Source organism: Pseudomonas sp. GW821-FHT01A09 (assembly GCF_058986725.1).
In genome coordinates this window covers 1-23,544 of sequence record NZ_JBYSWB010000017.1, presented here as the reverse complement: position 1 = coordinate 23,544, position 23,544 = coordinate 1, and the positions used below count along the sequence as shown (strand labels likewise).

The following is a 23,544-nucleotide window of genomic DNA, read 5'->3' as shown; positions in this document are numbered from 1 at the left end:
CGGCAATCAACCTGAGGAGACTGTTCATGGGTGCCATGTCATCCGCTGTGCGTTGCATCGTGCTGTCGGTCGGAGTCGCCCTGGCGGGCAATGCGCTGGCCAGCGAAGAGTCCGAGCTGGTGGAGTCCATCAATGCCTATCGCAGTCAGCCGCAACGCTGTGGTGACAGCGCCTCACCGGAGTTACCGCCGCTGTCGGCGGACCCGCGCCTGGTGCTGCCGGCCAATGGTGTCGGCGATCTGCAGCAGGCCATGGCCAAGGCGGCGTATCCGATGGTCAATGTCCAGGCCATCAGCCTGTCCGGCCCGCGCGATGCCGCTTCGGCCATGACCGCCGTGCTGCAGACCTTCTGCAAGGTAGTGCTCGACCCGCAATTCGTCGACATCGGCGTCAGTCGTCAGGACCGTGACTGGCGCATCGTCCTGGCCCGACCTCTGATCAGCGCACGGCTGGGGGATTCGGCCAGCGAGGGTCAGCAACTGTTGACCCTGATCAATAGCGCCCGTGCCCAGCCCCATCAGTGCGGCGGCCAGCCGTTCAACGCCACCGGCCCGCTGACCTGGAACGCGCAACTGGCCAGCGCCGCCGATGGCCACAGCCGCGACATGGCCAACAAGAATTACTTCGATCACAAGGACCGCGACGGTTACATGCCGGGCGACCGCGCCGAGCTGGCCGGCTACGTGGCCAGGGAGATCGGCGAAAATATCGCCGCCGGCCAGGACAGTGCCCGCAAGGTAGTCGACGCCTGGCTGGCCAGCCCGGGGCACTGCGCCAACCTGATGAACCCGCGAGTCAACCAATTGGGCGCCGGCTATGCCACAGACCCGAAAAGCGATGCCGGGATCTACTGGACGGCGATGATGGGGGCGCAGTGATTGACGAGGAGTATCAGCCGTGGCTGAACATGCCCATGCTGTACAGCAGCACGGCAGCCAAGCGCGGCATTGTGAGCATGACAAGCCCGGTTTCACAGGGCAACGTGCCTTTTCCCTTGCACAATGTGTCTGCGCCCACGCCCTCACCTGGCCCAATCAGCAAATCCCGACCATAGTAGAAGGCTCGCCCACCCTCGCTCATGGAGTGCTGCATGGACCGTCTCACTGCCAAAGACTTCGCCCCTGAACTGCTGGAGCTGTACGACTATTACGCCCACGGCCGGATCAACCGGCGGCAGTTTCTCGATCGCGCCGCTGCCTTTACCGTTGCGGGCATGAGTGCCAGTGCGCTGCTGGCGTCGCTCAGTCCCAACTACGCGCTGGCCGAGCAGGTGGAGTTCACCGATCCGGATATCGTCGCCGAGTACATCACCTATCCCTCGCCCAAAGGCAACGGCCAGGTCCGCGGCTATCTGGTGCGGCCGGCCAAACCCGCCGGCAAGGTCGGCGGCGTGGTCGTGGTACACGAGAACCGTGGCTTGAATCCGTATATCGAAGACGTCGCCCGGCGCGTGGCCAAGGCGGGTTTCATCGCCCTGGCCCCCGACGGCCTGACCTCCATGGGCGGCTATCCGGGTAACGACGACAAGGGACGCGAGCTACAGGAAAAAGTCGACCCGACCAAGCTGATGAACGACTTCTTCGCCGCCGTCGAATGGCTGATGCAGCATGATGCCGGCACCGGCAAGGTCGGCATAACCGGTTTCTGCTATGGCGGCGGCGTCGCCAACGCCGCTGCCGTGGCCTACCCGGAGCTGGCCGCAGCGGTGCCCTTCTACGGTCGCCAGCCGGAGGCCAAGGACGTGGCGCGCATCAAGGCACCGCTGCTGCTGCACTATGGCGAGCTCGACACGCGCATCAATGAAGGCTGGCCCGCCTACGAAAAAGCGCTCAAGGCGGATGGCAAGACGTACGAAGCGTATATCTATCCGGGCTGCAATCACGGTTTTCATAACGACTCGACGCCCCGCTACGACAAGGCCGCAGCGGAGCTGGCATGGAATCGGACGATCGCCTGGTTCAAGCGCTATCTGGCCTGAAGCGCAGCAACGGCAGACACCGACAGCCATCAAGGCTGCGGCGTTTCTCCACGATCGCCTTCCACCACAAATCCGGTATCGATACTCACCACCACCGACAGCCCCGGACGCAAGCGCTGCGCCTGGGGTTGGTCGGGATCGACGCTGATGCGCACCGGCACCCGCTGGGCGATCTTGACGAAGTTGCCGGTGGCGTTGTCGGCTTGCAACAGGCTGAATTCCGCACCGGTGGCCGGGGCGATGCGCTGCACGTGTCCGCGCAGCTTTTGGTGGTCCAGCGCATCGACCGTGAAGGTCACCGGCTGGCCGACCCGCACGTGATTCATCTGGGTTTCCTTGAGGTTGGCGATCACCCACAAGGTATCCGGCACCAACGCCATCAACTGCGTGCCGGCGCTCACATAGGCGCCCAGGCGTACGCCAATCTGCCCCAACTGGCCGTCGCGCGGCGCCGTCACGCGGGTATTGGACAGATTGATGCGGGCCAGCTGCACCGCCGCCTCGGCATTGGCCACCGAAGCCTGCAACGAACCCCGATTGACGACAGCGGTACGCAGGTCCTGGCGGGCAATTTCCAGATTGGCCTTGGCCTGGGTTACCGCGGCCACGGCCTGGGCGTTGGCGGCACGGGCCACATCGAGCTGGCTGCGGGACACCGAACCATCACTGATCAAGGCTTGATTGCGGCGCAGGTCGGCGGCGCTCTTGTCGGCCTGGGCCTGGGCGTCGGCGATGGCGGCCTGGCGCAAGGCGATGGTCGCCTCGGCGCTGCGTTGCTGCTGGGTGTTGTTGTCGAGCGCGGCCTTTTGCACCTGCACCTGAGCCAGAGCCTGGTCGAGCTGCTGGTGGTAGGTACGGTCGTCGATGCGCACCAGCAGGTCGCCGGCCTTGACGAACTGAAAGTCCTGCACCGCCACTTCATAGACATAGCCCGAGGTCTCCGGGCTGATGATCGTGACCTGGCCCCTCACCATGGCGTTTTCGGTCGACTCGATCTTGCTGCTGAACGGCGGCAGCTGCCAGGCATAGAGCACGATCAGCACGCCGGCCAGGGCGACAGTGCCGAACAGCATGGCCGACAGCACGCGCGTGCGGCGCGAACGCGGCTCGGTGGCGGCGGCGGCGGCGGCGGTTGCGGCGGGTGGCGGTGTCTGTCCTTCCGGGGTGGCGGCGATGGCGTTGGTGGTCGTGGTGGTCGGTTCGGTCATGAAGTACGGGCGCCAGGGGTCGTGGTCGAGGTCGTGGTGGCCGCTGCAGCGGCTCTGCGGGTGGTGCTTTTAAGCCAGAGGACGCGGATGCTCAGCCAGATCAGCGTGAGGGTGGCAATGATCGCGATCAAGGCGAATACATCGTTATAGCCCATGATATTGGCTTCGCGCGTGGCGGCGCTGGCCAGTGAACTGGTGCCTTGCAGGTTGCGCGCGGCGGCATTGGGGATGCTCGACAGGTAGCTGTTGGCGCCGCTCTGCACCCGCGCGGCCACCAGTGGATTGTCCATGACCAGGCGTTCGACGATATAGCTGGAGTGGTATTTCTCCCGCACGATCTGATAGGTGCCCAGCAACGCCGCGCCCGCCAGGCTGCCGAGGTTCTGGCTGATACCGAACATCACTGAAAAACTGACCAGGTTGCGCGGGTTGGTCACCACATTGCGCACCCCCAGGGCCATGGTCGGGCCCAGGAAGAAAGTACTGCCGAACGCCAGTAGAAACTGGCTCAGGTACAGGTTGGCCGGGCGCGTGAGGTTATTGGAGAAGCTGTCCAGTGCCCCACCGATCGCCATCATGCCCAGCGACACCAGCAGCGGCATGAACAGGTGATCGGCATGGATGGTCAGAGCGCTGGTCACCAGCCCGGCCACGGCGCCGATCAGCATCACCACGTACAGGCTGTACAACTGCTGGCTGCTCATGCCCAGGTACTGCATGAAGCCGACCGCACCGGTGGACTGCTCGGAGGTGACCATGCGAATCAGCAGCACCGCCAGAAACAAGCGAAAGATCGGCCCACTGCCCAGCCAGCGGGTCATCAGCAAGGGGTTGGTGCGGTTATGCTCGATGCACAGCCCGGCCAGAATCAAGGCGATGGACGCCGCAGAGGCCCAGCCGATCCAGGGCGCCTCCAACCACCAGTCGATGCGCCCCAACGACAGCACCAGGACCAGCAGGCCGACACCAGTGGAAAGCAAGGCGAAGGTAAGGAAATCGAGATTTTCGAACGTCTTGAAGCGGTCCCCCGGCGGCAGCTTGAGCAGCAACACGCAACCCAGGGCCGACAACGCCAGGCCCAATTCGAACAGATACAGGCCGCGCCATTCGGCAATCTGCAGCAGGTCTTCGGAAAACAACCGCGCCAGGGGCACCGCCAGCTGCGCCGTGCCCAATCCCAGCACCAGCGCCTTGAGTCGCCACTTGGCCGGGAACGCCTGGATCATGTAGTACAGGCCCAGGGAGCTCAGCGCTGCGCCAACCATGCCGTGGGCGGCGCGCACGGCAATGGCCGACTCCAGGTCGTTGACGAACAGGTGGGCAAAAGTGACCAGTGCGTAGAGCGCCAGAAACACCTCGGTAAAGGCGCGCAGGCCGAACTGCTGGCGAAACTTCACCAGCAGCAGGTTCATCGAGACGTTGGTCATGACGTAGGCTGCGGGCAACCAGGCCATCTCCGCCGTGGTGGCGCCAAGCGCGCCTTGCAGGTACACCAGATTGGCAGTGACCAGCGCGTTGCCCAGGCCGCCGGTAATGCCGACCAGCAAGCCGACGGCGGCGAAGGCGTAACGCTTGGGAGTCGAGTGCAGCGGCGTCGACGGCGAGCCGGGCATGCTCGGCCGTTCGTGGGGTTGCCAGTTGTGAGGGGCGTAGCGATCCATCGGGTGGCCTTGTCGACGAGCGTGTATGCGCACGCGTAGTAGACCTCAGGCAGCGGTGGCTTGCCAATGTTCCTTGAGTGGCCCCTCACGCCGTGCTCAAGGCACCAGAATCACCTTGTCGCTGCTGCCCGCATTCACCTCGGCGAAGCGCCGCGGCCCCTCGCTCAAGGGCACTTCCAGCAGGTCTTCGGGCATCGCCAGCAAGCCCTGGTCGAAGTAGCCGCCAAAGTGCTCGAGCATCCGCGCACAGGCGGCGCAGTCGTACAGCAGCGAGTTGCTCCCAACCACCGAGCCGCCCTTGCGGTACAGCGCCAGCGCCGGCAATTGCACATGACCATCCACCGGTGCGGCGATGATGGCGATGCGGCCAAACTTGGCCAGCGCGCCTACCGCCGCCGGCAGCCAGAAACCAGTGGTATCGAAAATCACCTCGGCACCGTCCTCGAATACCGCCTGGACCTGCGCGGCGAGGCTATCGGGCTGCTCCAGCACCAGGGTTTCATAGCCCTTGGCGCGCAGCGCCTGGGCTTGCTCCGGCTTGCGCACCGCCCCTAGCACCTGAGCGCCGCGAATCCTGGCGAAGGCCAATGCCGCACTGCCGACCGCACCGTTACCGCCGATCACCAGCACCCGCGTGCCTTGCTTCACGCCGCTACGCTCCAGCGCGTCCCAGGCCGTGGTATAGGGCACACCGAGGCTGGCGGCCTGGGCGAAACTCAAGGACTGCGGCTTGCGCGCCACCCCGCCGTTGGGCAGGGTCAGATAGGCAGCGTGTGAGCCATCATTGAAAAACCCCAGATCGCTGCCCGTGCCCCAGACTTCCTGACCCACCCACTCCTGCGGCCCTTCGACCACTACGCCAGCGAAATCGCGGCCAGGGATACGCGGCAAGGTGGTGTAGGGGAAGCGCCCGAGCACATTCTTGACATCGCTGGGGTTCAGGCCGGCGGCCTTGACCTGTACCAGCAACTGGCCGGGGGCGGCGACGGGTAGCGGCACTTCAACGCATTGCAACGCGGCAAGATCGCCAGTGCGGGAAAATTGCAGGGCTTGCATGGAGGCTCCTTGGGGTTGATCGATAGGCTGTCGATTGACTGAGGCGCCAGTGTATGGCGGCTACGCAGGGGGTATCAGCCAAGGACTTCGGTTTACCGGCCAGCTTGCAGCACGAAGGCCGATGGCGTCATGCCGCGCTCGCGGCGAAACATGTCGCTGAAACTGCTGGGTGAATACCCCAGCGCATGGGCAACTCGACTGACCGGCAACCCTTGCAGCAACTGCGCGGTCGCCGTGGCCAGTTGCACCTGGCGACGCCACTGCGCAAAACCGACACCCATGCCGGCCTGGAACAGTCGGGCCAGGGTACGCACGCTGGCACCGACCTGCTCGGCATGCTGCTCGAAGGAGATATCCAGCGACGGCGAGTCGATCACCGCCTGACACAGGCTGCGCAGGCGCCGATCGCTGTGCTCGGGCATGGGAATACTGGCGCCGCGATGCTGGGCGCGCTTGAGCTCCAGCAAGGCCAGGCCGACCAGCGCTTCGTAGTACTGCGGCTCGACGCCGCCAGCCGGGCCCAGGGGATCATACGCCTGGGCAACCAGCCCGACGATCAACTCGCGCAGCAGGCCGTTGACCTCCAGCACCCGCACTTGCGCGTCCAGCGTCGCCGCCAGCGCCGGGCGCAGATAGATATTGCGCATCTGCAGGTCCGACACTACGCGGATCCCATGGGACACCCCCGGCGGCAGCCATACGGCCCGTTGCGGCGGCACCGCGATGGCCTCGCGCGGGGTCTCGACCCACATCACTCCGGACACGGCATACAGCACCTGCCCCCAGTCGTGGCAATGGGGCTCGGTGAAGTGCCCACGGGCATAGGTACGCGCCAGAGGCAGTACCGGAAGGCTGGGGTCGCTCAAGTCGGGGGGTGCGGCGAGGGCCATGGTGTCGAGATCGCGGGTGTCAGGAAGTCACGGCCAGCAGGATATCACTCTTGACCGCGCGGGTAGATCGCTCCGACGTCGCCCAGCAATTGCAGGGTAGCGCCGTAGCCCAACGCCAGGCGTTCGCCGACGGCCAACTGGGGTGCGGGCATCTCGACGCTGAATTCGACAGGACCGGGCAACGCCGCCAACAGCTCGGTCAATGGCAACTCGCCCTGCCCCGGAGCCAGCCGCCCCTCCCGCGCCTCCTGGATGATGAGTTCCGGCGGCGGCGCCTGCCGGGGCGCATCGCACAGCTGCACGGCGGCGATCAATCCCGGCGGCAAAGCCGCCACCTTTGCAGCGTCACCACCACTGCGATAGAGATGCAGCGCGTCCAGCAGGATCGCGCCATTGGCCTGAGCGGCACCTTGCACTACCGCTACGGCAGCGGACAGATCCGCGACCTCACGCCAGCGCATGAACTCCAGGTCGATGCGCAGCCCGAAGGGCGCCGCCAGTTCGCACAGCCGCGCGAAATGCTCGATCAACCGCAGGCGATGTGGATCATCGCCGGACACGGTAAAACTGCGGGCGCCCAGCTCGGCGCCGGCTTCGAGCATCCACTGCAACTGCGGGATATCGATATCGGGCAACAAGGCGACGAACTCGATGTCGGCTACGGCAATCCCCTCGCCGGCCAATACCTGCTTCAGCTCGCGCAATTGCGCCGAAGCCGCCCGCAATGGATAGGCCAGGCCGCCGGGCATGGCGGCGCTCAAGCGCAGGCCGATGGAACTGAAACCGGCGGCTGCGGCCTGGCGCGCGAAGGCGATGGGGGGTAGATCAAGTGCGCTCAAGTGAGCGACGCCGATGCCTGGCATGGGTATGACCTTGGATACGATCGATCGGATGACCCTGTGGCGGGGGCGCTTGCTTTGTATGCGGCGTATCAGGGGCCACATGGGATGTATGCGAATCTTGTCGGGAGCAAGCCCCCTCGCCACAGGGATGGAGTTCGATCATCTTACAAAGTCACGGAGGACAAGGCTCATACCTGGATGGGCCTGACCATAACCAAGGGTTATCAAGCCTCGTGAGTCAGCTGCTCGAACGCTTCCTCTATGTCGCTGATCCGCGTGGGGCGCACCAGGCGGGACACCTCCTGGCCGTCCTGAAGGAATATCAACGTCGGCCAGAGCTTTACTCGGAACGAGCGGCCCAGCGGTCGCCCACTGCCGTCTTCGACCTTGAGGTGATGGACTTGCGGGAAATCGGCGAAGACTTGCTTGAGCAGCGGCTGCGCAGCCTGACAATGGCCACACCAGTTCGTGCCGAACTCCACCACGGCAAAGCCTTTGCGGGCGTTGACGTCGGTGCGGTCGGGCTGATCCGCGCTATAGGTATCCAGCATGATGGTTCCTCGAGTGACCTGGGCATGACTGTTGGAGGGCCAGGCGCATGGGACGTTCCCTGTCACCCGTCAGGCTGGATGGCCGCAACTGCCGACACACGCGTGGTTATTTTGCATGTCGCTTCGGCAGATTTACCCATTTCAAATGCACGGCGCTGACCTAGACTCTGGCGTGCAGACTGCGGCTGCAAAACGTGACTCGATTCAGATGTACACGAGCGCCGCCGCAGCACCCGCACAATAATAAAAAAAGGACACTGCCATGCCCTGCCCCGAGTTTCTCGCCGCTCGAGACTTTCTGCTTGCCCATCGCACCGACTACAGCACCGCCGCCCGGGATTTCCGTTGGCCGCAATTGACGCATTTCAACTGGGCGCTGGACTACTTCGATGACATGGCCCGGGGCAATGACGCCACGGCGCTGTGGATCGTCGAGCACGATGGCCAATCCAGCCGCTACAGCTTCGAGCAGCTGTCGCAGCGTTCCAATCAGGTCGCCAATCACCTGCGTTGGCTGGGCGTGAACCGCGGGGATCGGGTGCTGGTGATGCTCGGCAACCACGTCGCGCTCTGGGAAACCCTGCTGGCCGCCTTCAAGCTCGGCGCCGTGGTGATCCCCGCCACCACTCTGTTGACCAGCGAAGACCTGCGCGATCGCCTCGATCGCGGCCAGGTCCGTCATGTCGTGGCCGGCAGCGAGTGGATCGACAAGTTCGCCGACCTGGCCGGCGACTACAATCGCCTGAGCGTCGGCGCCCGGGTGCCCGGCTGGATCGATCATGAAGACGCGCGCCTGTACCCGACCAGTTTCGTCCCCAGCGGCCCGACGCTGGCCACCGACCCGGCGCTGCTGTATTTCACTTCAGGCACCACGTCGAAACCGAAGATGGTCCTGCACAGTCAGCAGAGCTACCCGGTCGGGCACTTGTCGACTCTGTACTGGATCGGCCTGCAGCCGGGGGATATCCACCTCAACATCTCGTCGCCGGGCTGGGCCAAGCACGCCTGGAGCTGCGTGTTCGCGCCCTGGAATGCCGGCGCCTGCGTGTTCATCCATAACACCCCGCGCTTCAACCCCGGCGCCTTGCTGGAGATCATCGCGCAACATGGCATCACCAGCCTGTGTGCGCCACCGACGGTGTGGCGCATGCTGATCCAGCTCGACCTCAAGGGCCGTCAGGGTCAACTGCGTGAGCTGGTCGGAGCCGGCGAGCCGCTGAACCCGGAAATCATCGAACACATCAAGGCGGTCTGGGGCCTGAATCTGCGCGACGGCTTCGGCCAGTCCGAGACCACTGCGCTGGTGGGCAACAGCCCTGGCCAAGTGCTCAAACCAGGATCCATGGGCCGGCCGCTACCGGGTTATCAGGTGGCGCTGCTCGACCCCGACGGCCAACCGGCCAATGAAGGCGAGGTGGCGCTACCACTGGCCAGCGCACCCCTGGGGCTGATGCTCGGCTACGCCGATGCCCCCGAGAAGACCGCCGAAGCCATGCGCGGCGGCGTGTACCGCACCGGCGACACCGCTGCCATCGACAGCGATGGCTATATCACCTTCGTCGGCCGCGCCGATGATGTGTTCAAGGTGTCGGACTACCGCATCAGCCCGTTCGAACTGGAAAGCCTGCTGATCGAGCACCCGGCGGTGGTCGAAGTGGCCGTGGTGCCCAGCCCCGACCCGCAACGCCTGGCGGTGCCCAAGGCGTTTCTGATTCTGGCCGAGGGTGTCGAGGCCGACGCCGACCTGGCACGCACGCTGTTCGTGTTCGCCAGGGAGAAACTTGCGCCCTACAAGCGGGTGCGGCGCCTGGAATTCGTCACCGAGTTGCCCAAGACCATCTCCGGCAAGATCCGCCGGGTGGAATTGCGCCTGTTGGAAGCGCGGGTACGCGAATCGGCGCTGCGCCGTGATCAGGAATATTTCGAGGATGACTTCAACCACTGACGGCAGCAGCGATCAAACGAGGTAAGGGGCTTTGCTACCTCACCTCGGCGTTGGCCACCAGAGCTGCATGAAACCCGCTAGAATGCGCGCCCCTGTTTTTGCCTGTGATCGCCATCCCCATGACGCCCGACGCCTTGACCGTGCTGCAGCAACACCTCGACCTCGCCCTTGCCCAGCCTGTCGGCGAGGCAAGGCGCCTGCTGCACGGGCGCGGGCAGCGCTGGCCGGGGCTTGAGCAGGTGACGGTGGACTGGCTGCAGGGCATGGTCCTGGTGTCCTTGTTCCGCGAGCCTGAGCCCGCGCCACTGCAGGCGCTGAAAACCTTGCTGCTGCAATGGGCGGATCGACCGGCCTGGGTCGATGCGGGAGGCAAGGCGCTGCTGTTGCAACACCGCTACCTGCCCGCCAGCCCCACCGAATGCCTGCTCGGCGAAATCGTCTCGCCCTGGGTGATCGAAGAAAACGGCCTGCGCTACCAGCTGGAGCTCGGGCGCTCGCAGAATACCGGGCTGTTTCTCGACATGCGCTACGGCCGCCAATGGGTGCAGGCCCACGCCCAAGGCAAACGCGTGCTCAATCTGTTCGCCTACACCTGTGGTTTCTCCGTGGCGGCGATCGCAGGTGGCGCGACCAGTGTGGTCAACCTCGACATGGCCAAGGCTGCCCTGAGCCGCGGGCGCGACAACCACCGCCTCAACGATCATGACCTGAGCAAGGTCAGCTTCATGGGCCACGATCTGTTCAAGTCCTGGGGCAAGGTGATCAAGGCCGGCCCTTATGATCTGGTGATCATCGACCCGCCATCGTTCCAGAAAGGCAGTTTTGTCCTGACCCAGGATTACCGCAAGGTCCTGCGGCGCCTGCCGCTAGTGCTCAACCCGGGTGGTCAGGTACTGGCCTGCCTCAACGATCCGCAGGTGGGCGCCGACTTTTTGATCGACTGCATGGCCACCGAGACGCCGCAGTTGCGCTTTCAGCAACGGCTGCAGAATCCGCCGGAGTTCGTCGATATCGATCCCGAGGCCGGGCTCAAGGCTCTGGTGTTCGCCGAGTAGCCGGCTATCGACCGGCAAGCACGGCAGATTTCCCCGCAACTGCTACAAAGACAGCAGTGATAACCATAACAACATCGGGAGATAGACCATGACTCTGCAAGGCAAGACCGCACTGGTCACCGGCTCCACCAGCGGCATCGGCCTGGGCATCGCGCTATGCCTGGCCAAGGCGGGCGCCAACGTCATCCTCAATGGCTTTGGCGATGCCAGCGCCGCCCTCGCGCAAGTGGCGGCCCATGGCACGCGTGTCGGCCATCATCCGGCGGATGTCAGCGATCCGCAGCAGATCGCGGCGATGGTCGACTACGCCCGCGACGAATTCAATGGCGTCGATATTCTGGTCAACAACGCCGGGATCCAGCACGTCGACGCGGTCGAAGATTTCCCAGTGCAAAAGTGGGACGCCATCCTCGCCATCAACCTGTCGTCGGTGTTTCATGCCACGCGCCTCAGCCTGCCTGGCATGCGCGAGCGTGGCTGGGGACGGATCATCAATATCGCCTCGGTGCACGGCCAGGTCGGTTCGGTCGGCAAGGCTGCCTACGTCGCGGCCAAGCATGGAGTGATCGGCCTGACTAAGGTAGTGGGCCTTGAGACCGCCACTACCCAGGTCACCTGTAACGCCATCTGCCCGGGCTTCGTGCTGACGCCTCTGGTGCAACAGCAGATCGATGCGCGCATCGCCAAGGGCCTCGACGCCGAACAGGCGCAAAGCGAACTGCTGGCCGAGAAGCAGCCCTCACTGGAGTTCGTCACCCCCACGCACTTGGGTGAACTGGTGCTGTTCCTGTGCAGCGAAGCCGGCAGCCAGGTCCGCGGCGCGGCCTGGAATGTCGATGGTGGCTGGCTGGCGCGCTGAGTCCTGATGTTAGCCGGATTGGCCTCTTCGCGGGCAAGCCTCGCTCCCACAATTGACACCGTGGGAGCGAGGCTTGCCCGCGAAGAGGTCCGATGGCCCAGCACACCTCTGCCGTCAAAACTGCTCTTCGTCGTTGACCAGCCCCCAGTCGCCTTTGGGCAGTTCCTTCACCGGGGTCGGTGGCTCCGGCGCCGTGGTATGGGTGGCGCCACCGTCGGCATGAAGTTTGAGGCGCAGGCGCAGGTTGTTCTGCGAGTCGGCGTTCTTGAGCGCCTCTTCCTCATCGATGGCGCCCTCGACGACCAGCTCATAAAGGGCGCTGTCGAACGTCTGCATGCCCTGATTGCCGGCCTTTTCCATAATGCCCTTGAGGTCGCTGAATTCGCCGCGGTGGATCAGATCGCGGATGGTCGAAGAACCCAGCATCACCTCTACCGCCGCCCGGCGCTTGTTGTCGACGGTCTTGACCAGACGCTGGGAGACGAACGCCTGCAGGTTGTTGCCCAGGTCATTGAGCAATTGCGGGCGGCGGTCTTCCGGGAAAAAGTTGATGATGCGGTCGAGCGCCTGGTTGGCGTTGTTGGCGTGCAGGGTCGAGATCGCCAGGTGACCGGTGTCGGCGAAGGCCAGCGCATGCTCCATGGTCTCGCGGTCGCGAATCTCGCCGATGAGGATCACGTCCGGCGCCTGGCGCAGGGTATTCTTCAGCGCCGCCTGGAAGCTGCGGGTGTCGACCCCGACTTCGCGCTGGTTGATGATCGACTTCTTGTGCCGGTGGATATACTCCACCGGGTCCTCGATGGTAATGATGTGGCCGCTACTGCTGCGATTGCGATAGTCGATCAGCGCCGCCAGCGAGGTCGACTTGCCCGACCCCGTGGCGCCGACGAACAGCACCAGCCCGCGCTTGCGCATGATCACGTCGAGCAGGATCGGCGGCAGCTTGAGGTCTTCGAACTTGGGAATGTCGAGTTTGATGTTGCGCGCAACGATGGACACTTCGTTGCGCTGCTTGAAGATATTGATCCGAAAGCGCCCGACGCCGTGCATCGACAGTGCGAGGTTCATTTCCAGATCGCGGTCGAACTCCGCGCGCTGTTCGGCGTCCATGATGTCCATGGCAATGACGGCGATCTCGCCCGGTTTCAGCGATTCACTGCTCAACGGCTTGAGTACGCCGTTGAATTTGGCACAAGGCGGTGCTCCCGTGGACAGATAAAGATCGGAGCCGTCCTGGCTGACGAGGGTTTTCAACAGGGCCTGGATATCCATTGGGGCAAAGTCCGCGGGCAATCGATAGGAAGTAAGCTATAGCTTGGCGGTTTTTCAGGCCAACGTGCAAATAAAGGGTAACGCAATGACCGGATTGTCCGAGGGCGGCATGGCAGCCACGCTCGTTTCGCGACTGCAGGCCAGCGGCAGTCCGCTGCCAGCGCCGCAGGATTGGCCGCAGAGTCTGCGCACCGCCGTGGATATCATCATCCACGCCCCCATGCCGATGTTGCTGCTGTGGGGGCCACAGTTGTGCCAGCTGTATAACGATAGCTTCGCGCTGCTGGCTGGCAGCAAGCATCCCCGCGCCTTCGGACAACCGGTCGATCTGATCTGGCCGGAACTGCGCCCGTTCACCGATTCGATCTACCAGGCGGTGCTCGGCGGCGAAGTCCGCAGTTATGTCGAGCAAGGCTTCTCGCTGCCCCGTGGCGACCATGAGGCCCAGGTGTGGCTCGACCTCACCTACAGCCCGGTGCGCGACGAAAGCGGCCATATCAGCGGTATCCTGGTCACCGCCATCGAGGCCAATGCACGCTTGGAGGTGCAGGCCGAACTGCAACGCCGCTCCCAGGCCAGCATCGAGATGCACCAACGCCTGCGGGAAGAGATGCAAGAGCGCGAGCGCGCCGAGGACGCCCTGCGTCATGCCCAGAAGATGGAAGCCGTGGGCCAGTTGACCGGCGGTATCGCTCACGACTTCAACAACATGCTGACCGGCATCATTGGCAGCCTGGATCTGATGCAGCGCTATATCGCCAATGGCCGCAGCGCCGAGATCGCCCGCTTCGCCGAAGCCGCGGTGACCTCGGCGCAACGGGCCGCCGCGCTTACCCACCGTCTTCTGGCGTTCTCGCGGCGCCAATCGCTGAACCGCCAGCGCATCGACCCCAACCAGTTGGTGCACTCCCTCGAAGAGCTGCTCAGCCGCACCAAAGGCGAGCACATCGAATTGCGCATACGCTTCGGTCACGACATCTGGCCCGTCGACACCGATGCCAACCAACTCGAAAACGCCCTGCTCAACCTTGTCATCAATGCCCGCGATGCCATGCCCGATGGCGGCGTGCTGCGGGTCGAGACCGCCAACTGCGTGCTCGATGGCAGCGCAAGGCAGTTGGGCCTGGAGCCGGTGATTGCCGGCGAGTACGTGATGATCAGCGTCACCGACACCGGCTCGGGTATGTCACCGGCTGTGCTGGCCAAGGCCTTCGACCCGTTTTTCACCACCAAACCCACCGGCCAGGGCACCGGCCTGGGCTTGTCGATGATCTATGGCTTCGCCCAGCAATCCGGCGGCCATGTCACCCTGCAAAGCACTGTCGGCGAAGGTACCGGCGTGCACCTGTACCTCCCCCGCCACGCGGACACCGCCGAAGTGGAAAACGTGTTGCAGACACCGGAAAACATCCCGCGCGCCCAGCAAGGCGAAAGCGTGCTGGTGGTCGAGGACGATCCGGCCGTGCGCATGCTGGTGCTCAACGTACTGGACGAACTGGGCTACCGCGGCCACCCCGCCGCCGATGCGCGCACCGCCATACCGCTGCTCGAATCCTCGCTGCGCATCGACCTGCTGGTTACCGACGTCGGGCTGCCGGGCCTCAATGGGCGGCAACTGGCGGAGATCGCGCGCCAGCACCGGCCGGGGCTCAAGGTGCTGTTCATGACCGGTTACGCCGAGAAGGCCGCGGAAAAACAACATTTTCTCGACGACGCTACGGACATGGTCGCCAAACCCTTTACCATTGACGTCCTGGCGAACAAGATTCGCGACATGATCAATGCCTAGCTCGCTTTGCATAGTTCGCAATACGCGCAGTTCGCTGCGCCAGCCATGCAACCCTACAGAGAAAGAAGCGCTCCCGTGAAAGCACAAGCCCGGCACATCCTCGTCAAGACCAGCGACGAGGCCGAACAACTCAAGCAACGCATCGCCAAGGGTGAAGCCTTCGATGTGCTGGCGAAAAAGTTCTCTATCTGCCCGTCGGGCAAGCGCGGCGGCGATCTGGGTGAAGTGCGACCGGGGCAGATGATCGGCGCCATCGACCAGATCATCTTCAAAAAGCCTCTGCGCGTGGTGCATGGGCCGGTCAAGAGCAAGTTCGGTTACCACCTGGTTCAAGTGTTCTACCGGGACTGAGGGTGCTCTCGCATCTACCAAGCGAACATGAAAAAGCCGCCGACACCCGAGGGTGTCGGCGGCTCATCTGATGTCGGCCCGGTGTCGGGTAGTCGCTGTCAGAGCGCTGCGCTGGCGCGCTTGGCTTGTTCGATCTGGCCTTTCTTGTGGTTCAGCGCCAAGTCGCTGCGCAAGCCTGCGACCAGATTGGAAATGGCGCGGCTGCTGGTCAAGGATTGTGTGTTGATGCCGGTAACCGTCAAGTCGACGTGATCGGTCTTCTGGTCGAACACCCGCACGGTCAGGGATTTGTCCTGAGCCTGGGTGCATTGGCAGCGCATTGGCAGAAAGCTGCTTTCAATAATGTTGCGAAGTTCTAGAGTGGACAGCATAGCGACATCTCCTTGTAATTTTAGAGTCCGTGGCACCCGCGGGGAACAGAGGCGGCAAACCGCTGCCTAACCGTAACCAGTGCTCGTTCGACATGAACGCGTCCGTGGACTCTTGCTGTATAGCAGCAGCTTTTGTGCCTGCGCTGATACCGTTCGTCTCCACTATGAAAATCAATCAGTTAGATCATAAAGCTTAGAATTCGCTAAAAAGCCAGCATGCGTATTGCACGATGGCTGAAAATGCGCCCTGCAATTTGCATGGCCGTGCGCCCCAAAGCGAAGCGCCTGCAACTTGTAGCCGCACCCGAATGTCCCCTGTTCATCACTTCCACTTTTGAAAGGTACTGGCAATGGCACGGGCAATCTGGAAAGGCGCGATCAGTTTCGGACTGGTGCATATCCCCGTGGCGCTGGTGTCGGCCACTGCCTCCAAGGGAGTCGATTTCGACTGGCTCGACAAGCGCAGCATGGACCCGGTCGGCTACAAGCGCATCAACAAGGTAACGGGCGAGGAGATGGACAAGGACGACATCGTCAAGGGCGTGCAATACGAAAAAGGCCGCTACGTGGTGCTCAGTGAGGACGAGATTCGCAACGCCCACCCCGTCTCGACCCAGACCATCGAGATCTTCTCCTTCGTCGCCAGTGACCAGATCCCCTTGCAGAACATCGATACGCCCTACTTCCTCGCACCCGATCGGCGCGGCGAGAAGGTCTATGCACTGCTGCGCGAAACGCTGATCCGCAGCCAGAAAGTCGCCCTCGCCCAGGTGGTGCTGCACACCCGCCAGTACCTGGCGGCGGTCATGCCGCTGGACGATGCGCTGGTGCTGGTGAAGCTGCGCTGGCCCGCTGAAGTACGTGAGCTGTCGATCCTGGAGCTCGGCGATGCGGTCAAGAAAGCCGACCTGAGCAAAAAGGAGCTGGACATGGCGCAACGGCTGGTGGACGACATGAGCGGCGATTGGCAGCCGGAGGATTACGTCGATCAGTTCGAAGAGAAGATCATGGCCCTGGTCGACAAGAAGGCTCGGGACGGCAAGATCGAGGACGTCGAGACCGGCGAGTCGCAGGACGAACGGCAGAGTGCGGATGTCATCGACCTCACTGAACTGCTCAAGCGTAGCCTGGGTGGCAAACCCGCGCCCAAGGCCGCCAAGGACAAGGCGCCGGCCAAGGCAGCGGCACCGCGCAAGCGCACGGCCAAGGCTGCGCCCGCCACCAAGCCGGCAACCCGCCGGACCAAGAAGGCCTCCTGAGTCAAGCTCGCAGAACTACTAGGTTGTATCTGTTCCGATACGCATCTATACCTTACGGACTAGAAGAGTCCTCAAGGTACGGAGCTACCGGCCTATTCGCATTGAACCGCTCCCGCACCTGTGCATGGAAGGCGAGCGGATGCGTGTATTACGGTTTTCAGGTTTGGCGACGCTCACGTCGCTGGTCGTATTTGCCCAGGCTGCTCACGGCGCCTGCAGTTTCTCTCCCACCCTGGGCGACGATGCGTACGTCTGTGACAGCGGCACGGCTGCAAGTCTCACCGACCTGCAGGGCAACAACCGTCTGACTTTGCCAGCCTCAGGCACTGGTACCATTACCGGCGCCGTTATCTTTGGCGCTGGCGCCGACCAGATCACCATCGCCTCCGGTACCGTCGGCGGTGCCATCAACCAGGGCGATGGCATCGACGACTTCGTCATGAGCGGCGGGCGGATCGCGTCGCTGGCCCAGGGTGACGGCCGCGACACCTTCCGCATGACCGGTGGCACCATCGTCGGTGCCTTTGAAGATGGCGATGTGGCGGCCATGACTGGCGGCACCATCGGGCGCGTCGACATGAAGCTGGACAACAATATCTTCGAGCTATCCGGGGGGGCGCATCATCGGCAATCTGGTCACCGGCTTCGGGCGCGACACCATCAGCGTCACCGGCGGCAGCATCGGCGGCAATATCAGTGTCAGCGGTGGCAACGACGTAGTCACCGTGAGCGGCGGCATTGTGGGTGGCAACGTGTTGATGAGTTTCGGCGACGACCGCTTCACCTGGCGCGACGGCGGTACCATCGCCGGCACTGTTCAAATGGGCGATGGCACTGACAGCGTATTGCTCAGCGGCCTCAACGAGACCCTGCTGGCCGGCAGTGCCGGTATCGATGGCAGCACCGGCGTCGACACCCTGACCTTCGACCACACCAGCAGCGGCAATGGCGCGCGCTATAGCAATTTCGAGGCAGTCAACCTCACCAACGCCTCGAGCCTGGATCTCGCCGACCGCCTGGTGCTGGGCGATACGGTGACCGGCACTGGCAGCCTTGGCATCGATGGCAGCAGCGTGGTGAGCGCCAGTCAGGGCAGCGTCGGGCCTTTCACCGCAGGCCGGAACGTCACCGTCGACAACGCCGGGTTGATCGACCTGACCCGCAGCGGCAGCAACGCCGACGATCGCCTGACCATCATCGGCGACTACACCGGCAGCAACGGCCAATTACGCGTGCAAAGCGTGCTGGCAGGCGATGGCGCGGCATCCGATCGGCTGATGGTGTCGCAAGGGACGTTGAGCGGCACCACGGCGATCAACGTCACCAACCTCAATGGCACTGGCGCCCTCACTACCGCCAACGGTATTGAAGTGGTCGAGGCCAATAACGGTGCGACCAGCAGCAACGGGGCGTTTTCCCTCGCTGGCGCGGTATCCGCCGGGGCGTATCAGTATTACCTGTTCAAGGGCGGCGTTACGGCGGGCAGCGAGAACAGCTGGTACCTGCGTTCCAGTGTCGTGGCACTGCCGGCGGCTGCACCGCCAATCCCGCCCGTCACGCCCGGTTCGCCCGGTTCGCCAGTCACGCCAGTGACGCCGGGCACCCCGAGCGAGCCCTTTCCACCTACTGAACCCATAGCGCAAAGTGCACCCATCGCAGCGGTCGGTACCCCCGTCTTGCCGGTGGCCGCCCCAGGGCAGAGCATCGCGCTGTACCGCGTCGAGGTGCCACTGTACAGCGCGGTCCCTCCTGCCGCGGCGCTGCTGGCACAAACCAGCCTGGGGACCTTCCACGAGCGCCAAGGCAGCCAACGCCTGCTGCACGAGACCGGATGGGCGCCCGCCGGCTGGGCCCGGGTGTTTGGCAACAGCCTGCGCCAGCGTTGGGCCGGCGATGCCGCGCCGAGTCTGAACGCCAGCATCGACGGCTATCAGATAGGTCATGATCTTTACGCTCACCTGAGCGACGACGGCTATTGGCAGCGCGGCGGCGTATTCGTCAGCCACGCGCATCTGGGCGGCGACGTCAAAGGCTTCGCTCTGGGCTTCGACAACACCCGCGCTGGTCGTCTGCGCCTGGACGGCGACAGCCTGGGCGCCTATTGGACCTTGATCGGTCCCAAAGAGCAGTACCTGGACCTGGTACTGATGGGCACCCGCTACGACGGTCGCAGCCGGTCGGAACGCGGCTTGACCCTCGATCTGGACGGCCACGCGGTCAGCGCCTCTGCGGAGGTCGGCTATCCCCTCCCCATCGGCCCTCACTGGCGGGTCGAGCCGCAGGCGCAGTTGGTCGCCCAGCGCATCGACCTCGATGATAGCCACGATGCGATCGCCAAGGTGGCTTTCGATAACCCGACCACCTGGCGCGGCCGCCTCGGTGCCAGGCTGCTGGGCGACTACCAGATTCGCGGCGTGCCAGTGCAGCCGTATCTGCGTACCGATCTGTGGCGCACTTCAGGGGGCGACGACGGCGTGACCTATGATCGCACCGAAACCCTGCATAGCCGCCAGCGCAGCACCACGCTGGACATGGGCGGCGGCATCGCGGCAAGGCTGAATAACAGCACGCAGTTCTATCTGAGCGTCGGCTACAGTCGCAATCTCGACAGCGTCGCCGAGGAATCACTGCAAGGCACCCTGGGGCTGCGCGTCTCGTGGTAGGCGACGAATGGTCACGTGTTGCGAATCGTCGACATCCATTTCACGCCTTGTTCACGCCCTGAGGCGCATCTTTAAGTCACTCCTTTGTGTGATCCCTTTAGCCCGCCTCCCATCGCGGGCTTTTTCTTGCCTGGGATTTGTCAATAGACCAAGTTTCCGATTCATCGACATCCATTTCACGACTCGTTCACGCGCCAAAGCGCATCTTCAAGTCACTCCTTTGTGTGATCCCTTCAGCCCGCGCCCCATCGCGGGCTTTTCTTTGTCTGGGTTTTTCTTCATCTGTGGGATGGGCCGCAGGCCTCGTTAGCGTTCAAGCTGTCACCAGAACTCCGGCACTGCTTTGTGATAATCCACGATCCCATAGAACTCGTAGGCTGCAGTCCCTGGCGTGGGCAGTTTCTTGACCAGTAGCCGCCAAGCTCCTCGTCCATTGGCTGACCCCATACTAATGTCGTAGGCCAGCATGCCATTGACCGTCTTCCTCACGCATCGCCCTAGGCACAAGTCCTGGGAGATTTTCTGCAACTGCGCCGCACATACTGCGGGTAATTGTCGATCTACTTGCCTTTGCATCGCTGCGCCATAGGTGATGACTGCAGCGGCCTTGGCCGGCTTTGTCCGCCCGCGATCAGGGGACGCTGCGGCGGGTTCGGGATGGACGTTAGCCCGTTTGCCTCGTCGCTGACGTAGCTGAGAAGCGGGTTGCGCGGGGAATGGGGAAACCGCGGAAGTGGCAGCTGACGTGTCGTGCCGTACCGCATCGGTGCTTGGCAGCGGGTCGGGATTGATATGAATGAACGGCACGCCCCGCAAGGTGAACCACGTCGCCAGTGAGATCACATTCTCGCTGCCCGCTTCATCGCACGCCTGCTCATGCGCTTCGATCGCTTCCTCCCTGTCCCGTTGCGTTTGCGCAGCGTGCTGATCTTTTTCCGGGATAGTGAACAAGATATCGATCTTGCCTCGACCATCCTCTAGCAGGCGATTCTCCAACGCACATTGCAACTTGGGATGCCTTTTTATGGTGCGGGTCACTGTTTGCACCTGCCTCTTGGACAGCGCCTCGAACGTTATGTCGGAGCGCTTGGCTTTCTCGTCTTCCAGATATTGCCAGAACTGCGCGAGCACTCCTTCGGCGGATTCTCTGGCCTGTTGGTACGCAGGGCTGGTGATATAGCGTTGGTAGAAATCGTGAATCAAATTCGCACGCTTGGCGCGTAGCGTCGGGTTGCATCTGGATAGATCGCTTGGCAAGTCCACAGTCTCTTTGGCGTAACCAGGATGGTACCGAATCTCCTCCAGACGCTGCGGGTAAGCATCTATCCTGGATTGCAGCTCTTTATCTTCGCGGATGGCCATGGCAGCGCCCAGCATGGTCCCCATACCGGAGAGCGCAGCCACCGGCATCCAACTGCTGAAGACAGGTATCAGTGTGCTCGCTATAGCCCCTGCCGAGCCCCCCACCATGCTATAGCGAAGCAGACGGTTTTGATCGACGCCATTGGTGCATCTACGCAACTCCCTCGATAGCGGGGAAGGTGCAGGACGGACTGTCTTGGGGCGTTCGCGCGGATTCGTCCCCCCCTTGACACTGCGATCTAATTCAATAGGCATCAGCATGACTCCTGCAAGCAAAGACGTTTCTACCCAGGCCCCGAGTCGTGCAGCCCCATAGCCAGCTCAACCTCGATACCCAGGCCCATCGTTCAATAACCCGCTCGCCGCTCGCTAAACAACCTCACGTGCCTGAAAAAACCAGAGATTCGGATATTTCCTACCTGGACACTGCTGGTGCGGGACGCACGACAGCCCCTGACAGCCAGAAACTCGGTAGCAGACGGCTCCTTGAGCCATGGAGGCCGCCGGAATCAGTTACCACCCACCGTACAACTGCCGCCGCACCTATGCGACAATATGCTTAATGTCCGGTTTGAATCCCGCAGTCATAGTCCAGCAGCTCGGCCACAGTGTGCAGATGCTGCCGACAACGTATGCGCGTTGGGTCAACTCAAGTTCAGATTGGAGCGAGCTGGAGAAACTGCAAATTGGTATCGGCAGACAACAGCACTCCGTAAGTTATTGATAGGTAATCCCTTTGATCTCCACAGCTAACATCACCATGCAGTTCGGCTCCAAGCCGCTGTTCGAGAACGTCTCGGTCAAGTTCAACGGCGGCAACCGTTATGGCCTGATCGGCGCCAACGGTTGCGGCAAGTCGACCTTCATGAAAATCCTCGGCGGCGACCTCGAACCGACCGGCGGCCAAGTGATGCTGGAGCCGAACGTGCGCCTGGGTAAACTGCGCCAGGATCAATTCGCCTACGAAGAATTCACCGTGATCGACACCGTGATCATGGGCCATGAGGAGCTGTGGAAGGTCAAGGCCGAGCGTGACCGCATCTATTCGCTGCCGGAAATGAGCGAAGAAGACGGCATGGCCGTCGCCGAGCTCGAAACCGAATTCGCCGAAATGGACGGCTACACCGCCGAATCCCGCGCCGGCGAGCTGCTGCTGGGCCTGGGTATCCCTCTGGAGCAGCACTTCGGCCCCATGACCGAAGTCTCGCCTGGCTGGAAGCTGCGCGTACTGCTGGCCCAGGCGCTGTTCTCCGACCCTGAAGTCCTGCTGCTCGACGAACCGACCAACCACCTGGACATCAACACCATCCGCTGGCTGGAAAACATTCTGACCCAGCGTTCCAGCCTGATGATCATCATCTCCCACGACCGTCACTTCCTGAACAGCGTGTGCACCCACATGGCTGACTTGGATTACGGCGAGCTGCGCCTGTTCCCGGGCAACTACGACGAATACATGACCGTGGCGACCCAGTCCCGCGAGCAACTGTTGTCGGACAACGCCAAGAAGAAGGCACAGATTTCGGAACTGCAATCCTTCGTTAGCCGTTTCTCGGCCAACGCCTCGAAAGCCAAGCAGGCCACGTCCCGCGCCAAGGCGATCGACAAGATCCAGCTGGCCGAGGTCAAGCCTTCGAGCCGTGTGAGCCCGTTCATTCGCTTCGAGCAAAACAAGAAGCTCCATCGTCAGGCGGTCATCGTCGAGCGCATGGCCAAAGGCTTTGACGGAAAGCCGCTGTTCAAGGACTTCAGCTTCCAGGTCGAAGCCGGCGAACGCGTCGCCATCATCGGCCCGAACGGCATCGGCAAGACCACCCTGCTGCGCACCCTGGTCGACGAACTGACCCCGGACGCCGGCAGCATCAAGTGGACCGACGCCGCCGAGCTGGGCTACTACGCCCAGGATCACGCCCACGACTTCGAAGACGACGTCACCCTGTTCGACTGGATGGGTCAGTGGACCCAAGGCGAACAAATGATTCGCGGCACCTTGGGCCGGATGCTGTTTTCCAACGACGAGATTCTCAAGTCGGTCAAGGTGATTTCCGGGGGTGAGCAAGGTCGCATGCTGTTCGGCAAGCTGATCCTGCAAAAGCCCAACGTGCTGATCATGGACGAACCGACCAACCACCTGGACATGGAATCCATCGAGTCGCTCAATCTAGCGCTGGAAAACTACCCCGGCACGCTGATCTTCGTCAGCCATGACCGGGAATTCGTTTCGTCGCTGGCCACCCGCATCATCGAGCTCAGCCCCAGTGGCGTGACCGACTTCAGCGGCACATACGATGACTACCTGCGCAGTCAGGGTGTGGTCCTCTAAGCACTGCCCCACTCTGGTAAGAGGCTTGCTCCTCTGTAGTGAGGGGGGGGGGGGGGGGGGGGGGGGGGGGGGGGGGGGGGGGGGGGGGGGGGGGGGGGGGGGGGGGGGG

The 23,544-nt window shown here is 63.0% G+C and carries 21 protein-coding genes and 1 pseudogene; 12 read left to right on the top strand and 10 right to left on the bottom strand.

Translation table 11 applies throughout. The features are described from left to right. Positions 1-26: 26 nt before the first annotated feature. Positions 27-878, top strand: coding sequence for a CAP domain-containing protein (locus AC3WJP_RS18960; protein ID WP_493722228.1), 852 nt, complete (start codon positions 27-29; stop codon positions 876-878). A 13-nt stretch (positions 879-891) separates the two neighbouring features. On the opposite strand, the gene AC3WJP_RS18955 is transcribed toward AC3WJP_RS18960, so the two are convergent. Next, positions 892-1,092, bottom strand: a complete 201-nt coding sequence (locus AC3WJP_RS18955; RefSeq protein WP_493722227.1) for a hypothetical protein — start codon at positions 1,090-1,092, stop codon at positions 892-894. On the opposite strand from AC3WJP_RS18955, the gene yghX reads away from it, so the two are divergent. Continuing rightward, positions 1,091-1,978, top strand: a complete 888-nt coding sequence (gene yghX / locus AC3WJP_RS18950; RefSeq protein WP_493722226.1) for a YghX family hydrolase — start codon at positions 1,091-1,093, stop codon at positions 1,976-1,978. The genes AC3WJP_RS18955 and yghX overlap by 2 nt on opposite strands. 29 nt (positions 1,979-2,007) lie before the next feature. On the opposite strand, the gene AC3WJP_RS18945 is transcribed toward yghX, so the two are convergent. The 6 genes from AC3WJP_RS18945 to AC3WJP_RS18920 all read right to left on the bottom strand — a co-directional run bounded on the left by AC3WJP_RS18945 (position 2,008) and on the right by AC3WJP_RS18920 (position 8,186). Beyond that, complete coding sequence (locus tag AC3WJP_RS18945; protein ID WP_493722225.1) at positions 2,008-3,186, bottom strand: HlyD family secretion protein; 1,179 nt, start codon at positions 3,184-3,186, stop codon at positions 2,008-2,010. After that, a complete protein-coding gene (locus AC3WJP_RS18940; RefSeq protein WP_493722224.1) occupies positions 3,183-4,847 on the bottom strand; it encodes an MFS transporter in 1,665 nt (554 codons plus the stop codon). The genes AC3WJP_RS18945 and AC3WJP_RS18940 overlap by 4 nt, the downstream gene beginning before the upstream one ends. A 96-nt stretch (positions 4,848-4,943) precedes the next feature. Continuing rightward, entirely contained in the window at positions 4,944-5,903 is a 960-nt protein-coding gene (locus AC3WJP_RS18935; RefSeq protein WP_493722223.1) for a quinone oxidoreductase family protein, read from the bottom strand. Between the two features lie 92 nt (positions 5,904-5,995). Continuing rightward, positions 5,996-6,793 (bottom strand): AraC family transcriptional regulator, encoded by a 798-nt coding sequence (locus AC3WJP_RS18930; protein WP_493722222.1) that lies wholly within the window; start codon positions 6,791-6,793, stop codon positions 5,996-5,998. A gap of 44 nt (positions 6,794-6,837) precedes the next feature. Then, positions 6,838-7,656: a sugar phosphate isomerase/epimerase family protein gene (locus AC3WJP_RS18925; protein WP_493722221.1), complete on the bottom strand. Its 819-nt coding sequence runs from the start codon at positions 7,654-7,656 to the stop codon at positions 6,838-6,840. Positions 7,657-7,859: 203 nt separating this feature from the next. Further along, a complete protein-coding gene (locus tag AC3WJP_RS18920) occupies positions 7,860-8,186 on the bottom strand; it encodes a thioredoxin family protein (RefSeq protein ID WP_493722220.1) in 327 nt (108 codons plus the stop codon). Between the two features lie 262 nt (positions 8,187-8,448). Here AC3WJP_RS18920 and AC3WJP_RS18915 point away from each other — a divergent pair, with 262 nt between their 5' ends. From AC3WJP_RS18915 to AC3WJP_RS18905, 3 genes are all read left to right on the top strand, one after another. Beyond that, on the top strand, positions 8,449-10,131 hold the full coding sequence (locus AC3WJP_RS18915) for an AMP-binding protein (protein WP_493722219.1): 1,683 nt from the start codon (positions 8,449-8,451) through the stop codon (positions 10,129-10,131). Positions 10,132-10,250: 119 nt separating this feature from the next. Next, positions 10,251-11,186 carry a class I SAM-dependent methyltransferase gene (locus tag AC3WJP_RS18910; protein ID WP_493722314.1) on the top strand — a complete coding sequence of 312 codons (936 nt, stop codon included), beginning with the start codon at positions 10,251-10,253 and terminating at the stop codon, positions 11,184-11,186. 88 nt (positions 11,187-11,274) lie between these two features. Next, the gene (locus AC3WJP_RS18905; protein ID WP_493722218.1) at positions 11,275-12,045 is read left to right on the top strand and encodes a 3-hydroxybutyrate dehydrogenase; all 771 of its coding nucleotides are present in this window, start codon (positions 11,275-11,277) and stop codon (positions 12,043-12,045) included. 114 nt (positions 12,046-12,159) lie between these two features. Here the strand turns inward: AC3WJP_RS18905 and AC3WJP_RS18900 are convergent, their stop codons facing one another. Continuing rightward, positions 12,160-13,317 (bottom strand): PilT/PilU family type 4a pilus ATPase, encoded by a 1,158-nt coding sequence (locus AC3WJP_RS18900; RefSeq protein ID WP_493722217.1) that lies wholly within the window; start codon positions 13,315-13,317, stop codon positions 12,160-12,162. Positions 13,318-13,402: 85 nt separating this feature from the next. Between AC3WJP_RS18900 and AC3WJP_RS18895 the strand changes: the two genes are divergently transcribed. Together AC3WJP_RS18895 and AC3WJP_RS18890 are read left to right on the top strand one after the other, a co-directional pair. Next, positions 13,403-15,106, top strand: a complete 1,704-nt coding sequence (locus AC3WJP_RS18895; protein WP_493722216.1) for an ATP-binding protein — start codon at positions 13,403-13,405, stop codon at positions 15,104-15,106. Between the two features lie 45 nt (positions 15,107-15,151). Continuing rightward, positions 15,152-15,457 carry a peptidylprolyl isomerase gene (locus AC3WJP_RS18890; protein ID WP_493722215.1) on the top strand — a complete coding sequence of 102 codons (306 nt, stop codon included), beginning with the start codon at positions 15,152-15,154 and terminating at the stop codon, positions 15,455-15,457. A gap of 98 nt (positions 15,458-15,555) precedes the next feature. Here AC3WJP_RS18890 and AC3WJP_RS18885 read toward each other — a convergent pair whose 3' ends face one another. After that, a complete protein-coding gene (locus AC3WJP_RS18885; RefSeq protein WP_493722214.1) occupies positions 15,556-15,828 on the bottom strand; it encodes a DUF1652 domain-containing protein in 273 nt (90 codons plus the stop codon). Between the two features lie 350 nt (positions 15,829-16,178). Between AC3WJP_RS18885 and ku the strand changes: the two genes are divergently transcribed. The 3 genes from ku (at position 16,179) to AC3WJP_RS18870 (ending at position 19,750) form a co-directional block, all read left to right on the top strand. Next, entirely contained in the window at positions 16,179-17,087 is a 909-nt protein-coding gene (gene ku, locus AC3WJP_RS18880) for a non-homologous end joining protein Ku (RefSeq protein WP_493722213.1), read from the top strand. 124 nt (positions 17,088-17,211) lie between these two features. Beyond that, positions 17,212-17,925 carry a hypothetical protein gene (locus AC3WJP_RS18875; protein ID WP_493735685.1) on the top strand — a complete coding sequence of 238 codons (714 nt, stop codon included), beginning with the start codon at positions 17,212-17,214 and terminating at the stop codon, positions 17,923-17,925. Continuing rightward, the gene (locus AC3WJP_RS18870; protein ID WP_493722211.1) at positions 17,813-19,750 is read left to right on the top strand and encodes an autotransporter family protein; all 1,938 of its coding nucleotides are present in this window, start codon (positions 17,813-17,815) and stop codon (positions 19,748-19,750) included. The genes AC3WJP_RS18875 and AC3WJP_RS18870 overlap by 113 nt, the downstream gene beginning before the upstream one ends. Positions 19,751-20,071: 321 nt before the next feature. Here AC3WJP_RS18870 and AC3WJP_RS18865 read toward each other — a convergent pair whose 3' ends face one another. After that, complete coding sequence (locus tag AC3WJP_RS18865) at positions 20,072-21,127, bottom strand: hypothetical protein (RefSeq protein ID WP_493722210.1); 1,056 nt, start codon at positions 21,125-21,127, stop codon at positions 20,072-20,074. 490 nt (positions 21,128-21,617) lie between these two features. Here AC3WJP_RS18865 and AC3WJP_RS18860 point away from each other — a divergent pair. Then, positions 21,618-21,836 (top strand): annotated as a pseudogene (locus AC3WJP_RS18860) (hypothetical protein); the annotation flags it as partial. A gap of 12 nt (positions 21,837-21,848) precedes the next feature. After that, positions 21,849-23,435, top strand: coding sequence for an ABC-F family ATPase (locus AC3WJP_RS18855; RefSeq protein ID WP_493722209.1), 1,587 nt, complete (start codon positions 21,849-21,851; stop codon positions 23,433-23,435). The last annotated feature ends 109 nt before the right edge of the window (positions 23,436-23,544 follow it).